This window comes from Ramlibacter sp. (assembly GCF_035655895.1).
Classification (GTDB): Bacteria; Pseudomonadota; Gammaproteobacteria; order Burkholderiales; family Burkholderiaceae_C; genus Ramlibacter.
Genome location: NZ_DASRTN010000007.1, coordinates 109,113 through 123,759 on the forward strand (window position 1 = coordinate 109,113; position 14,647 = coordinate 123,759).

At 68.9% G+C, this 14,647-nt stretch carries 12 protein-coding genes; 3 read left to right on the plus strand and 9 right to left on the minus strand.

From position 1 onward, the window contains the following. Positions 1–93 precede the first annotated feature (93 nt). On the plus strand, positions 94–855 hold the full coding sequence (locus tag VFE82_RS09330; RefSeq protein WP_325000025.1) for a PP2C family protein-serine/threonine phosphatase: 762 nt from the start codon (positions 94–96) through the stop codon (positions 853–855). Between the two features lie 37 nt (positions 856–892). Here VFE82_RS09330 and VFE82_RS09335 read toward each other — a convergent pair whose 3' ends face one another. From VFE82_RS09335 to VFE82_RS09370, 8 genes are all read right to left on the minus strand, one after another. Next, complete coding sequence (locus VFE82_RS09335; protein WP_325000026.1) at positions 893–1,501, minus strand: hypothetical protein; 609 nt, start codon at positions 1,499–1,501, stop codon at positions 893–895. Next, positions 1,498–2,661, minus strand: a complete 1,164-nt coding sequence (gene zapE / locus VFE82_RS09340) for a cell division protein ZapE (protein WP_325000027.1) — start codon at positions 2,659–2,661, stop codon at positions 1,498–1,500. The genes VFE82_RS09335 and zapE overlap by 4 nt, the downstream gene beginning before the upstream one ends. Next, positions 2,661–4,091, minus strand: a complete 1,431-nt coding sequence (lpdA, locus tag VFE82_RS09345; protein WP_325000028.1) for a dihydrolipoyl dehydrogenase — start codon at positions 4,089–4,091, stop codon at positions 2,661–2,663. Before lpdA ends, zapE begins: the two co-directional genes overlap by 1 nt. Positions 4,092–4,100: 9 nt before the next feature. Beyond that, the gene (odhB, locus tag VFE82_RS09350; RefSeq protein WP_325000029.1) at positions 4,101–5,366 is read right to left on the minus strand and encodes a 2-oxoglutarate dehydrogenase complex dihydrolipoyllysine-residue succinyltransferase; all 1,266 of its coding nucleotides are present in this window, start codon (positions 5,364–5,366) and stop codon (positions 4,101–4,103) included. 98 nt (positions 5,367–5,464) lie between these two features. Next, the gene (locus VFE82_RS09355) at positions 5,465–8,335 is read right to left on the minus strand and encodes a 2-oxoglutarate dehydrogenase E1 component (protein WP_325000030.1); all 2,871 of its coding nucleotides are present in this window, start codon (positions 8,333–8,335) and stop codon (positions 5,465–5,467) included. Between the two features lie 223 nt (positions 8,336–8,558). Beyond that, positions 8,559–10,451: a propionate--CoA ligase gene (locus VFE82_RS09360; protein WP_325000031.1), complete on the minus strand. Its 1,893-nt coding sequence runs from the start codon at positions 10,449–10,451 to the stop codon at positions 8,559–8,561. A gap of 61 nt (positions 10,452–10,512) precedes the next feature. Further along, entirely contained in the window at positions 10,513–11,115 is a 603-nt protein-coding gene (locus VFE82_RS09365; protein WP_325000032.1) for an isochorismatase family protein, read from the minus strand. Between the two features lie 45 nt (positions 11,116–11,160). Further along, positions 11,161–11,862 (minus strand): GGDEF domain-containing protein, encoded by a 702-nt coding sequence (locus VFE82_RS09370; RefSeq protein WP_325000033.1) that lies wholly within the window; start codon positions 11,860–11,862, stop codon positions 11,161–11,163. Between the two features lie 218 nt (positions 11,863–12,080). Between VFE82_RS09370 and VFE82_RS09375 the strand changes: the two genes are divergently transcribed. Then, on the plus strand, positions 12,081–12,731 hold the full coding sequence (locus VFE82_RS09375) for a response regulator transcription factor (RefSeq protein ID WP_325000034.1): 651 nt from the start codon (positions 12,081–12,083) through the stop codon (positions 12,729–12,731). A gap of 3 nt (positions 12,732–12,734) precedes the next feature. Here VFE82_RS09375 and VFE82_RS09380 read toward each other — a convergent pair whose 3' ends face one another. Beyond that, positions 12,735–13,865 (minus strand): PQQ-dependent sugar dehydrogenase, encoded by a 1,131-nt coding sequence (locus tag VFE82_RS09380; protein WP_325000035.1) that lies wholly within the window; start codon positions 13,863–13,865, stop codon positions 12,735–12,737. A 136-nt stretch (positions 13,866–14,001) separates the two neighbouring features. Here VFE82_RS09380 and VFE82_RS09385 point away from each other — a divergent pair, with 136 nt between their 5' ends. Further along, a complete protein-coding gene (locus tag VFE82_RS09385; RefSeq protein ID WP_325000036.1) occupies positions 14,002–14,568 on the plus strand; it encodes a C40 family peptidase in 567 nt (188 codons plus the stop codon). Positions 14,569–14,647 lie beyond the last annotated feature (79 nt).

A 14,647-nucleotide genomic window follows, 5' to 3' on the forward strand; every position in this document is an offset into this window, starting at 1 on the left:
TGCGCGGCGGCGAGCTCTGCAGCGCGAGGATAATACGTGCTTCAGCGACACAATCGTCGACCGACGGCGCCGCCGTCCGCAATTCGAGACCACATGGCCAAAGGTTACCGACTCAGCGCCGCCACCGGCATCCACAAGGGTGACCGCGAATACCAGCAGGACCAGGTCGCCCTGCTGAGCCATCCGCGCGTCAGCGGGTGCGTGCTCGGCGTGGTGGCCGACGGCATGGGCGGTCGCAGCGGCGGCCGCAAGGCGTCCGACCAGGTCATGATGACCGCCCGCCAGCTGTTCGAGCGCTACTCGCCGGACCACGACGACGCGGCCAGCCTGCTCAAGCAGATCGTCCAGGAAGCGCACCTGGTCATCAAGCTCACCGCCATCTCGGCCGAGCAGGAGCCGCACAGCACGATCGCCGGGTTCCTGATCAACCCGGGCGGCGACTGCCACTGGGTGCATGCCGGCGACTCGCGCATCTACCACTACCACGGCAGCAACCTCGTCAAGCGCACGCTCGACCATTCCTACGTGCAGACGCTGGTGGACAAGGGCGAGATCACCGAGGAAGAGGCCAACGTCCATCCGCAATCGAACATCCTCATGGGCTGCCTCGGCGCCGAGGACGATCCGCCGGCCGACGTGCACTTCATCCCCCAGTTGCGTCCCGGCGACGTCCTGATGGCCTGCAGCGATGGCATCTGGCACTACTTCAGCCCGACCGAGATCGGCTCGGTGCTGTCGTCGCTGTCGCCGCGCGAATCGAGCGAATTCCTGATCGAGAAGGCGCGCTCCCGCGGCCGTGGGGGCGGCGACAACCTGTCGCTGGTGATCGTCAAGCTCGACCCGCTCGAGGGCTGAGCGGCCCCGGCGCCAGGTCTGGCAGCCGGTCGCGCGGTCAGGGCGGCACGGGCAGCGGCTTGACTTCCTTGCGGCCTGCCGCACGCTGCTGCACCTTGGCCTTGTGCTCCTGCGCGTCCTGCACGCGTTCCTCGTGGCGGCGGCGGTTCTCCTCCACGTCGGGCATGTCGCGCGCCTCGCGGGCGTCGCGCGGCTGCACGGGATCAGCCGCCTTCTTCTGTGCCCGGCGGGCGGCCTCTTCCGCACTGGCGGCCTTGTCCTGGGCCCGCTGGTCGCGCTCGGCCTGTTCAGCCACGCCGCGCGATTGCGCCTCCTCGGCGCGTCGGCGCTGCTCGGCCGCCTTCTCGTCCAGCTGCTGCAGACGCTCGCCTGCGCGTTGCCGACGCTCGAGGTCGTTCAACGAGATCTCCTGGCGGCGTAGGTCCGACAGCAGCTCCCGCCGCTTGGCCCGGGCCTTGTCGATGCAACCGGTGACGGCGAACTTGCCGTAGCACGCCTTCTGCTCGGCCGCGAAGGCCTGCTCGATCGTGCGACGCTCTGCCTCGATGCGCTGGCGCTCGGCCGCGACCTGTTCGCTGCTCTGCGCCAGGGCGGTGCCCGCGGCCAGGGCCGCCGCGGCGAGGAACCATTGGGCAAGCTGGATCATGTGAGCCGTGTGTCGACCGTGCGGCGCTCCTGCGCCAGGAATTCCGCCGACTGCATTTCGTTCAGGCGCGACACCGTGCGCGGGAACTCGTGGGCCAGCGGACCGTCCGTGTACAACGCCTCGGGCGGGACCGCCGCCGACAGGATCAGTTTCACCCGCCGATCGTAGAGCACGTCCACCAGCCAGGTGAAGCGGCGGGCCTCGGAAGCCATGTTGACCGGCATGTGCGGCACGCCGGAGAGCAGCACCGTGTGAAACTGGGTGGCGATCTCGAGGTAGTCGTTCTGCGAGCGCGGGCCGCCGCACAGCGTTCGAAAGTCGAACCACACGACACCGCCGGCCTTGCGGTGCGCGCGGATCTCGCGCTGCTCGATGCGCAGCACCGGATCTTCGTCGTGGGATTCGGCCAGCTCGCTGAAGGCACGGTCCATCGCGGCGTCTGCCTCCGGGCCCAACGGCGTGTGGTAGAGCCGGATGTGCTCGAGGGTGCGCTGCCGGTAGTCGACGCCGTTGTCGACGTTCACGATCTCCATCTGCGCCTTGAGCAGCGCGATCGCGGGCAGGATGCGGTCGCGGTGCAGCCCGTTGGGATACAGCGCGTCCGGATGGAAGTTGGACGTGGTGACGAACCCCACGCCGTTGTCGAACAGCGCCTGCAGCAGCCGGTGCAGGATCATGGCGTCCGTGATGTCGGCGACGTGGAACTCGTCGAAGCAGATCAGCTTGAAGCGGCGCGAGATGCGCTCGCCCAGCGCGTCCAGCGGGTTGACCGTGCCCTGCAGGTCTGCCAGCTCCCGGTGCACCTCACGCATGAATTCGTGGAAGTGCAGGCGCGTCTTGCGCACCAGCGGCACCGCGTTGAAGAAGCAGTCCATCAGGAAGCTCTTGCCGCGCCCCACCCCGCCGTGCATGTAGACGCCGCGCGGGATGTCGGGCCGGTTGATCAGCTTCTTGAACGCGTTGGAGCGCTTCTCCTTGTAGCGCGCCCATTCACGGGCGCAGCGGTCCAGCGCCTCGACGGCGCGCAGCTGGGCGGGGTCGCTCGCGTACCCCCGTGCCTGCAGTTCCTGGTCGTAGGCCCGCCGGACCGAGACCGTTCCGGCCTGTCCAGCGGGCGCCGGCCGGACGCCGTCGTCCGGCCCGGCAGGAACGAATGCCATCAGAAGTTCAGCGTGCGCTTGTCGACCGCGAGCGCTGCTTCCTTGGTGGCCTCGGACAGCGACGGGTGCGCGTGGCAGATCCGTGCGATGTCCTCGGCGCTGGCGCGGAACTCCATCGCCACCACCGCTTCGGAGATCAGCTCGCTGGCCATCGGGCCCACCATGTGGACGCCCAGGATCTCGTCCGTCGTGGCGTCGGCCAGGAACTTCACCATGCCGGTGGTGTCGCCCAGCGCGCGCGCACGGCCGTTGGCCATGAACGGGAAGGTGCCGGCCTTGTACTTCACGCCGGCGGCCTTGAGCTGCTGCTCCGTCTGCCCGACCCAGGCGATCTCGGGGCTGGTGTAGATCACCCAGGGGATGGTGTTGAAGTTGACGTGGCCGTGCTGCCCCGCGATGCGCTCGGCCACCGCGACGCCCTCTTCCTCGGCCTTGTGCGCCAGCATCGGGCCGCGCACCACGTCACCGATGGCCCACACGTTGGGCAGGTTGGTGCGGCAGTCGCCGTCCACCACGATGCCACCGCGCTCGTCCAGCTTCAGGCCGACCCCCTCGGTGTTCAGGCCGATCGTGTTCGGCACACGGCCGATCGAGACGATCAGCTTGTCGACTTCCAGGGTCTGCGCCTCGCCCTTGGCGTTGGTCCAGGCCACGCTCACGCCCTTGTCGCCGTTGTTGCGCACCTCGCCGACCTTGACGCCCAGCTCGATCTTCAGCCCCTGCTTGGTGAACGCCTTGTGCGCCTCCTTGGCGATCTGCTCGTCGACCGCGCCCAGGAACGTGGGCAGTCCCTCCAGGATGGTCACCTCGGCGCCGAGGCGCCGCCAGACCGAGCCCATCTCCAGGCCGATGACGCCCGAGCCGATGAGGCCCAGCTTCCTGGGCACCTGCGGGATGCGCAGCGCGCCGTCGTTGGACAGGATGTTGACCTCGTCGAACGGAGCACCGGGCAGCGCACGCGCGTTGGAGCCGGTGGCCACGATCACGTGCCTGGCGGTCACGGTCTCGGGTGCAGCGCCCGCCACCTGGATCTCGTAGCCGCCTTCGGCCGCCCGGGCAAACGAGCCACGGCCATGGAAGAACGTCACCTTGTTCTTCTTGAACAGGAACAGGATGCCGTCGTTGTTCTGCTTCACGACGGCGTCCTTGCGGCCCAGCATCTTCGCCACGTCCAGCGACAGATTGCCGATCTGGATGCCGTGGTCGCCGAAATGCTTGCCGGCTTCCTCGAAGTTCTCGGACGACTGCAGCAGCGCCTTGGACGGGATGCAGCCCACGTTGGTGCAGGTGCCGCCCGGTGCGGGCTTGCCGTCCTTGTTCTTCCACTCGTCGATGCAGGCGGTGTTGAAACCGAGCTGCGCCGCCCGGATGGCGGCGATGTAGCCGCCAGGGCCGCCGCCGATGACGACGACGTCGAATTGCTTGGCCATGTCCGCTCCTTAGATGTCGAACAGCAGGCGGGCCGGGTCTTCCAGCGCTTCCTTCATCGCCACCAGGCCGAGCACGGCTTCCCGACCGTCGATGATCCGGTGGTCGTAGCTCATGGCCAGGTAGTTGATGGGCCGCACCACGATCTGCCCGTTCTCGACGACGGCGCGATCCTTGGTGGCGTGCACGCCCAGGATGGCCGACTGCGGCGGGTTGATGATGGGGGTGGACAGCATCGAGCCGAACACGCCGCCGTTGGAGATGGAGAAGGTGCCGCCGGTCATCTCCTCGATGCCCAGCTTGCCGTCGCGCGCCTTGGTGCCGTACTCGGCAATCTTCTTCTCGATGTCCGCGAATGACATCTGGTCGGCGTTGCGCAGGATGGGCACCACCAGGCCGCGCGGCGAGCCGACCGCGATGCCGATGTCGAAGTAGCCGTGGTAGACGATGTCGTTGCCGTCGACGCTCGCATTGAGCACCGGGTACTTCTTGAGCGCGTGCACCGCGGCCTTCACGAAGAAGGACATGAAGCCGATCTTGACGCCGTGCTCCTTCTCGAACTTCTCCTGGAAGCGCTTGCGCATCTCGATCACCGGGGCCATGTTGACCTCGTTGAACGTGGTCAGGATGGCGTTGGTCGATTGCGACTGCAGCAGGCGCTCGGCGACGCGGGCGCGCAGGCGGCTCATCGGAACGCGCTGCTCCGGACGCTCGCCCAGGTCGGGCGACGACACCGGCGCGGCGACCTGCGCCAGCGCAGCGGCGGCCGGACGTGCGGCCGGGACGGGCGCGGCCACCGGGGCCTTGGCGCCGCCGCCGGACACGGCGGACAGCACGTCGCCCTTGGTGATGCGGCCGTCGCGGCCGGTGCCGGCGACGGAGCCGGCGGCCAGGTTGTTGTCCGCCATCAGCTTGGCCGCGGCGGGCATGGCCACGTCCGAGCGCGAGCCGCCGGCCGGGGCGCTGGCAGCGGCCGCGGGCGCCGGCGTCGCCGCCGGAGCAGCGGCGGGCGCGGCAGCCGGCGCACCGGCGCGGCCTTCACTGTCGATCCTGGCGATGACCTGGTCGGCCGTCACCGTGCCGCCGTCGGCAACCACGACCTCGGACAGGACGCCGGCACTCGGCGCGGGCACCTCGAGCACGACCTTGTCGGTCTCGATCTCGATCAGGATCTCGTCCTGCGCCACGGCCTCGCCGGGCTTCTTCTTCCACTGCAGCAGGGTGGCCTCGGCCACCGACTCGGACAGCTGCGGCACTTTGACATCAACGATCGCCATTTGAGTTATTCCTCTGATTCAGTCCTGGGTCGTGCGCCGGCCGGCCGCGGGCCGGCGGCGGACGCACGGAGCGGTCCGCGCCTGGCGCGGACGCGGCATCACTTGGTGAGAACGAAGCCCTTGAGCTTGGCGAAGGCGCCCTCGACGAGTGCCTTCTGCTGCTCCTGGTGCAGGTGCGAGTAGCCGACCGCGGGCGACGCGGAGGCCGCGCGGCCCGAATAGCCCAGTTTCTGGCCTTCGACCATGTTCTCGTGGATGTAGTGCTGCACGAAGAACCAGGCGCCCTGGTTCTGCGGCTCGTCCTGGCACCACACGATGTCGGTGGCGTTGGGGTACTTGCGCAGCTCGGTCGCGAAGGCCTTGTGCGGGAACGGGTACAGCTGCTCCACGCGCAGGATGGCGGTGTCGTCGGCGCCCTTCTCTTCACGCTTCTTGGCCAGGTCGTAGTACACCTTGCCGGAGCACACCACGACGCGCTTGACCTTGTCGGCCTTGAGGTCCTTGCTCTCGGGGATGACGGTCTGGAACCCACCGCGGGTGAACTCGGACAGCGGCGAGGTGGCGTCCTTGTTCCGCAGCAGCGACTTGGGCGTCATGATCACCAGCGGCTTGCGCAGCGAGCGCACCATCTGCCGGCGCAGCACGTGGAAGATCTGGCTCGCCGTGGTCGGCTGCACCACCTGGATGTTGGTGTCCGCGGACAGCTGCATGAAGCGCTCCAGGCGGGCCGAGCTGTGCTCGGGGCCCTGGCCCTCGTAGCCGTGCGGCAGCATCAGGGTGATGCCGTTGACGCGGCCCCACTTCACCTCGCCCGAGGCGATGAACTGGTCGATCACCACCTGGGCGCCGTTGGCGAAGTCGCCGAACTGGGCTTCCCAGATCACCAGGGTGTTGGGGTCGTTGGAGGCATAGCCGTACTCGAAGCCGAGCACCGCCTCTTCGGACAGGATCGAGTCGATGCAGACGAACGGCGCCTGGTTCTCGGCGACGTTCTGCAGCGGGATGTAGCTGCCGACGTCCCAGCGCTCGCGGTTCTGGTCGTGCAGCACGGCGTGGCGGTGGGTGAAGGTGCCGCGGCCCACGTCCTCGCCGGACAGGCGCACCGGGTAGCCGCTGGCCACCAGCGACGCGAACGCCATGTGCTCGCCCATGCCCCAGTCGACGTTCACGTCGCCGCGGCCCATGCCGGCGCGGTCTTCCAGTACCTTCTTGACCAGCGGATGCACGGTGAAGTTGTCCGGCACCGTGGTGATGCGCTCGGCCAGCCGCTTCCACTCGGCCATCGGGATGGCGGTGTCGCCTGCGTCGGTCCACTTCTTGCCCAGGTACGGGCTCCAGTCGACGGCGTACTTGCTCTTGAAGTTGGTCAGCACCGGGTCGATGGTGTGCCGGCCGGCGTCCATGGCGGCGCGATAGGCCTTGACCATGTCGTCGCCCAGCGAATCGCCCAGGCCCTGCGTCGCGAGCTTGTCGGCGTACAGCTTGCGGGTGCCGGGGTGCTGCGCGATCTTCTTGTACATCAGCGGCTGGGTGAGCGAGGGCGTGTCCTGCTCGTTGTGGCCCAGTTTGCGGAAGCACACGATGTCGAGCACGACATCCTTGTTGAACTCCATGCGGTACTCGAGCGCCAGCTGCGTCGCGAGCACCACGGCCTCCGGATCGTCGCCGTTCACGTGCAGCACCGGTGCCTCGATCATCTTGACCACGTCGGTGCAATACAAGGTCGAGCGCGTGTCGCGCGGGTCGGAGGTCGTGAAGCCGATCTGGTTGTTGATGACGATGTGGACGGTGCCGCCCGTGTAGTAGCCACGGGTCTCGGCCAGCGCCAGCGTCTCCTGCACCACGCCCTGGCCGGCGATGGCGGCGTCGCCGTGCACCAGCACCGGCAGCACCTGCTTGCCCTTGGGGTCGGCGCGACGGTCCATGCGGGCGCGCACCGAGCCTTCGACCACCGGATTGACGATCTCCAGGTGCGACGGGTTGAACGCCAGCGACAGGTGGACGGGGCCGCCGGGGGTGCTGACGTCGGAGCTGAAGCCTTGGTGGTACTTCACGTCACCGGCCGGCAGGTCTTCCTTGGCGGTGTGCTCGAATTCGGCGAACAGGTCGGCCGGCATCTTGCCCAGGGTGTTGACCAGCACGTTCAGCCGGCCGCGGTGGGCCATGCCGATCACGATCTCCTGCACGCCCTTGGCGCCGGCCTGCTGGATCAGCTCGTCCATCGACGCGATGAAACTCTCGCCGCCTTCCAGCGAGAAGCGCTTCTGGCCGACGTACTTGGTGTGCAGGAAGCGCTCCAGGCCCTCGGCTGCCGTCAGGCGGTCGAGGATGTGCTTCTTCTTGTCCCCGCTGAAGTGCGGCTTGCTGCGGATCGATTCGAGCTTCTGCTGCCACCAGCGCTTGCGGCCCTGGTCGGTGATGTACATGTACTCGGCGCCGATGGTGCCGCAGTAGGTTTCGCGCAGCGCGTTGGTCAGCTCGCGCAGCGACATGCTGTCCTTGCCGAAGAACGTGTTGCTGGTGTTGAACACGGCTTCCTGGTCGGCGGCGGAGAAGCCGTAGAAGGAAGCGTCCAGCTCGGGGATGTTCTCGCGCTCGGCGCGCTTGAGCGGGTCGAGGTCGGCCCAGCGGCAGCCCACGTTGCGGTAGGCGGCGATCAGCTGCTGGACCGCGGTGCGCTTGCGCGCCAGTTCGGGATCGGCGCCGCCGGCCACGACCACCTTGGTGCCGCCCTGCTTGGCGCGCTGCGCGAAGGCGTTGATCACCGGCATGTGGGGCACGTCCTTGGCATTGCTGCCGTCGGCCGCGGGCACGTGCTGGAGGGCGTCGAAGTATTCGCGCCAGTTGTCGGGGACGCTGCCGGGATTGGCCAGGTAGTTCTCGTACATCTCCTCCACGTACGGCGCGTTGCCGCCGAACAGATAGGAATTGCCGAGATAGGCCGTGTAGACGGAGCTCTGATCGCTCATCTCGCTGACTTTCTGCCCCCCTGGAGGGAGCTTCAGTTGGTTGAGGAAACCTCCCGCGACACGGCTGAACCGGATGGCGGATGCGACTGTGGGCTGGAAGGGCCTGATGTTGCGGAGGCCATTGTGCCACCGAACACCCGATGGGCTTAGGGGAAATCCTGACGGCCCCGCACGGGCCGGGCGTACTCCCCGGATGGCCCCGCCTCGGGGCCGCGTCGACCTCTCAGGACGCGAGCTGGTCGCGGATCTGCTGCAACGCCGCGGGGTCCTCGATCGTCGTCAGGTCGCCCGGGTCGCGGCCTTCGCACACCGCCTGGATCGCCCGGCGCAGCAGCTTGCCGCTGCGCGTCTTGGGCAGCAGGCCGACGAACCGCACCCGGGCCGGGCGTGCCACGGCGCCCAGCTGCCGGTCCACCAGCGCCATGATGTCGCCTTCGAGCGCCAGCGCGGCGCCCTGCCGCGCCACCGCCGACGCGTCGCGCGGCACGACGAAGGCAACGGCCACCTGTCCTTTCACGGGATCGGCCACGCCGACAACGGCGACCTCGGCCACGCCGGGATGGCCGGAGATGCTCTCCTCGATTTCGCGCGTGCCCAGCCGGTGGCCGGCGACATTGATCACATCGTCGGTGCGCCCGAGGATGTAGTAGTAGCCGTCCGCGTCGCGGATGCCCCAGTCGAAGGTGCTGTAGACCTGCCGCCCGGGAATGGTGTCCCAGTAGGTGCGCACGAAACGCTGGTCGTCGCGCCAGATGGTCTGCATGAACCCCGGCGGCGTCGGTCCCTCGATCACCACCACGCCCTTCTGGTCCGGCGCAGTGAGCTCCTCGCCCGTCCCCTCGTGGACGATGCGGACCCGGTAGCCGTACATCGGCACGCCCGGGCTGCCGAACTTGCCCGGGCGCCGCTCGACGCCATTGGCGATCGTCAGGATCGGCCAGCCACTCTCGGTCTGCCAGTAGTTGTCGATGATCGGAACACCCAGCCCCTCGGAGATCCAGCGGGCCGTGGGCTCGTCCAGCGGCTCGCCCGCCAGGAACAGGGCTTTCAGGCTCGACAGGTCATGCCGCTTCAGGAACGCCGGGTCATGCTTCTTGAGCACCCGCACCGCGGTCGGCGCGCTGAACATCACGCCGACCTTGTACTTCTCGACCAGGCTCCACCAGATGCCGGCGTCGGGCCGCACCGGAAGGCCCTCGTACAGGATCGTGGCCATGCCCGCCAGCAGCGGCCCGTAGACGATGTAGCTGTGCCCCACGACCCAGCCGATGTCGCTGGTGCAGAAGAAGGTCTGGCCGGCCTGTCCCTCGAAGATGTGCCGCATGCTGGCGGCCAGCGCCACGGCATAGCCGCCCATGTCGCGTTGCACGCCCTTGGGCCTGCCGGTCGTTCCGCTGGTGTAGATGGTGTAGCTGATGTCCGTGGCGTCCAGCCATTCGCATGGGACCTGCGTGTCCAGGTGACGCTCGCGCAGCGGCGCCCAGTCATGGTCGCGCCCGGCCACCCGCTCCATCGGCGCGAGTCCGCGGTCGGCCAGCAGCACGGCCTGCGGCTTGTGCACCGACAGGCGGATCGCCTCGTCCAGCAGCGGCTTGTAGGGGATGACCTTGCCTGCCCGGGAGCCCGCATCGGCACTGACGATCACGGTCGGGCCTGCGTCCTCGATGCGGGACGCCAGCGACACCGAGGCGAAGCCCCCGAAGACCACCGAGTGGATGGCACCCAGCCGCGCGCAGGCGAGCATTGTAAAGACCGCCTCGGCCATCATCGGCATGTAGATCAGCACCCGGTCGCCCTTGCGCACGCCCAGCTCGCGCAGCATGGCGGCGGTTCGCTGCACCTCGAGATGCAGTTCGCCGTAGGTGTAGGTGCGCTCGGTCTGCGTCTCGGTCGAGACCGCGATCAGCGCCGGCTGGTCGGCCCGCGCGGCCAGGTGCCGGTCGACCGCGTTGTGGCAGAGGTTGGTGGTGCCGCCTGCGAACCAGCGCGTGAACGGCGGCCGGCTGTCGTCCAGGATCTGCCGTGGCGGCTCGCGCCAGTCGATGAACCTGGCCTGCTCGGCCCAGAACTCGTCCGGCTGCTCGACCGAGCGACGGTGGAAGTCGGCATAGCCCATGGCGTCTCCTTTGCCCGGCCATTGTTGCCGCCGGCCTTGCCGGACGCTGACAGGTGCAGCGCTACTTGACCAGGGCCAGGACTTCCCGGAACAGCGGGTGGTCGGCGCTGCGCAGCCACTCGAAGGCCACCATCTCGGTGGTCACCAGTTCGCAGCCGGCGCCGGCCAGCCGGTCGAATGCGGCGTCACGGTTGCGCTCGGTGCGCGAACCGCAGGCGTCGGTGACGACCCAGACCTCGAATTCCTCGTCCAGCAGTTCCAGGGCGGTCTGCAGCACGCACACGTGCGTTTCGCAGCCGGCCAGCACGATGCTGGAGCGCGGTTCGGTTGCCGGCTCCGCCGGCTTGCGCAGGTGCTTGGGCAGGCTGCGCGCGTTGCCCTGGCTCTCGCGCGCGGGCGGGCGCAACCGGGGCAGCAGCGGCTCGACGGCACTGAAGCTCATCTTCGGAACGACGCGGCCCAGCAGCGGCGCGAGCGCCGGATCGGTCGGCCCGAGGCCCTGCGCGTTGTGCTCGGTGCCCCAGGCCGGCACCTCCAGCAGCCGCGCCACCTGGGCCAGCCGGACGGCATTGGCGAGCACGGCCGGGCCGTCGCTCAGGGCAGGCAGCATGCGTTGCTGGCAGTCGACCAGCACGAGTTGGCATTCTTCGGGATCCAGCAGCATTCGGGCGTTCCTTGCGGGCCCGATTATCGGCCTCGGCCGACGCCCTCAGGCCGCCGGCAGCGACGCCGGCGCGGATTGCGTCTCCGGTTCCAGGGGCATGGGGCGCGAGTGCCGTTCGCGTGAGCGGCGCAGATGCGAGCGACGGCGCTCCTCGTGGTCGCGATAGCGTGCCAGCGCGACGCTGAGGCGGTTGTAGAGCGCCTCCAGGCTCCCGGACTGCGCATCGCAGGTGTCCACCGAGACATCGGGCACCAGCACCAGATCGAAGCCGGCGGCATCGAATTCGATCCGGCACGGCGTGCCGAGCACCCGCAGGGTCGCGTCCACCGCGGCCTGTCTCGGCAGCCCCGGCAGCAGGACAGCGAACTGGGCCGGGCCGGTCCGCGCGGCCAGTCCATGGCGACCGGCCAGCCGACGCAGCGCACTGGCCAGCTTGGCCAGCAGCGCCTTGCTCACCCGCTCGCCATAGATGTCGCGCACCTCCAGCAGGTCGGCGAAGTCGAACAGCACCAGGGCCGCTCCGTCCGCCCGGTAGCGGCCATGCGACAGCAGCCGCTCGCCCTGGGCGATCAAGCCTTCCCGGCTGAGCAAGGGGGTCAGCACGTCCAGCTGCGGGTTGCGCCGAGCCAGCCGCATCCGCCCCAGCAGGCGCCGCAAGCCGCCGGCCTCGCGCGCCGCGCCATCCGCCCCGCAGCCGGCCGGCACCTGCCAGGGCTCGATGGAAGTGGGAGCGAAGTCGTTGTCCACGGAAATCTCGGGCGCGGTCGGGCAGTGGAAGGGATGGCGGTGTCGGGGTGATGACACCATGCCGGGCGGCCGCCGACTTGAGCCGATGGCAACCGGCACCTAAGGAATTCACCTATCCGGCAGCTCCACAGGAGCGTCCTGACACGGTCGCGGGTTGCCCAAGCACTACACTCGGCCGGACCACAGCACCCGACCTGGCACCGTCCCCATCTCACGACATGAAGACCTCTGCCGCTCCGCCACGTCCGATCCGCGTCGTTCTTGCCGACGACCACGACCTGGTGCGCTCCGGCATCAAGGCGTTGCTGGGCATGGTCGACGGCGTGGAGGTCGTGGCCGAAGCGCGCAACGGCACCGAACTGGTCGCCCTGGTCGACTCGCTGCAGCCCGAGGTCGTGATGACGGACATCTCCATGCCGGGCATGGATGGGATCGCCGCGATCGCCGAGATCCACGCCCGGCATCCGCAGGTGCGGCTGCTGGTGCTGTCGATGTACGACACCGTGGACTTCGTCAAGCGCGCGGTCGCCAACGGCGCCTGCGGCTACCTCATGAAGGACGCGCCACCGTTCGAGCTCGAGCAGTCGATCCGCAGCGTGATGGCCACCGGCACCTATTTCAGCCCGGTGATCGCCCAGCGGCTGCTGCAGCCTTCCGAGCCCACGGCCAACGACGAGCTGACCGACCGCCAGGTGGAGATCCTCAAGCTCATTGCCCAGGGCAAGGCGTCCAAGGAGATCGCCTACGAGCTGGGCCTGTCGCCCAAGACTGTCGACGTGCACCGCGCGCGCATCATGGAGCGGCTGCGACTCAACGACATCGCGAGCCTCACCCGCTATGCGGTGCGCAAGGGCCTGGTCAAGCCCTGAGGTTCAGCGCGGCAGCAGCCGCAGCAGCCTGCCATCCGGCGCATCCGTGAGCAGGTAGAGCAACCCGTCCGGTCCCTGGCGCACATCCCGCACCCGGCCGACACCTTCCAGCAGGCGCTGCTCGCGCACCACCTTGCCGTCCGCCAGCTCGAGCCGGGCCAGGTGGGTGAACTTCAGCGACCCGACGAACAGGTTGCCCCGCAGCGCCGGGCCGTACCGGTCGCTCGTGAGGAATGCCATGCCCGACGGCGCGATCGACGGGACCCAGAAGTGGACCGGTTGCTCCAGGCCCGCTTTGGCCGTGAGGCCCTCGCCGATCGGTCCGCCACCGTAGTTCTCGCCATGGGTGATCACCGGCCAGCCGTAGTTGCGCCCGGCCTCCGGCAGGTTGATCTCGTCACCGCCCTGCGGCCCGTGCTCGTGCATCCACAGGCGCTGCCCGGGCCCGATCGTGGCACCCTGCCCGTTGCGGTGGCCCAGGCTCCAGATCTCGGGCAGTGCCCCCGGCCGGCCGACGAAGGGGTTGCCGGGGGCCGCGGCGCCGTCCTTGGTCACGCGCACCACCTTGCCCAGGTGGTTGTCTAGCCGCTGGGCGTCCTGCCGGCGCGTGAAGCGCTCCCCAAGGGTCAGGAACAGGTGGCCGTCCGGGGCCTCCACGATGCGGCAGCCGAAATGCAGCTGGCTGGCCACGCGGGGTTGCTGGCGGAAGATCACCCGAACGTCCTCCAGTCGCGCGCGGTCGGGGGAGAGCCTGGCCCGCGCCAGCGCCGTCGTGCTGCCGCCGGCGCCGGGCTCGGAGAAACAGAAGAACACCGTGCGACGTTCGGCAAAGCCGGAGTCCAGCACGACGTCGAGCAGCCCACCCTGTCCGCCCGAGGCCACCTGGGGCACGCCGGCCACGGGTGGGCCGATCCGCCCGTCGGGCTCCACCACCCGCAAGCGCCCCTCCCGTTCGCTGACCAGGAAGCGTCCGCCTTCGAGGAAGGCCACGGCCCACGGATGCGCCAGCCCGCTCGCCACCGCTTCGGCACGCACCTGCTGCGCCGTCCCGGCCAGCGGCGCCAGCGAAGCGGCCAAGGCCAGGACGAGCCAGCCCAATCGACCCAGGCCCAGTCGAGCCAACGTCCAACCCATGCGCGCACTCCTTTCGTCGCTTCCGGCAAACCGTTGATCTGGCCCGAACGAGACTGGGAAAAAATGCAGTCGGATCAGGGAGTTACACCTCATACCTCGCTTGACTTGTTTGGAGCCTCTGCTTACCCTGCGCGCCATGCGCTGGCTCAGCATTTTCATCGCCCTCACGACCGTCTCGGCCGCCCAGGCGTCGCCCTTCCCGACCGACGACGATCTGCAGCGGTTCATCGCCGAGAAGGCGGTCCTCACCCGGCTGGACCAGGTGCGCGAACGCATCACGGACACCACCTCCGAGCTGGTGGTGACGGCCATGGGTTTTCTGGGCGTGCCCTACCGACGGGGCGGCAACAGCGCCGAGTCCGGCTTCGACTGCAGCGGCTTCGTCAAGGCGATCTATGAACAGACGGTGGGCCTGGTGCTTCCCCGCCTGGCCAAGGAGCAGGCGGCGGCCACGCAGGCGATCGACCGCAAGGATCTCAAGCCCGGCGACCTGGTGTTCTTCAACACCATGCGCCGGGCGTTCAGCCACGTGGGCATCTACGTGGGCGACGGCAAGTTCATCCACTCGCCCAAGCCAGGCGCCGAAGTCCGCGTCGAGGACATGGGCGTGAACTATTGGTCGCGGCGCTTCGATGGCGCTCGGCGTGTCATCGGCGGCCAGCAGCAGGCCGCGCTCGTTCCCGCCGAGGACCGCGCGCCTTGATGACGCGGCGGCGCGCATGACCTCCGGTCCCTGCGCCGCCCTCGCTTCCTCCGGCCTGCGGCTGGCCGGCCTCGCCCAG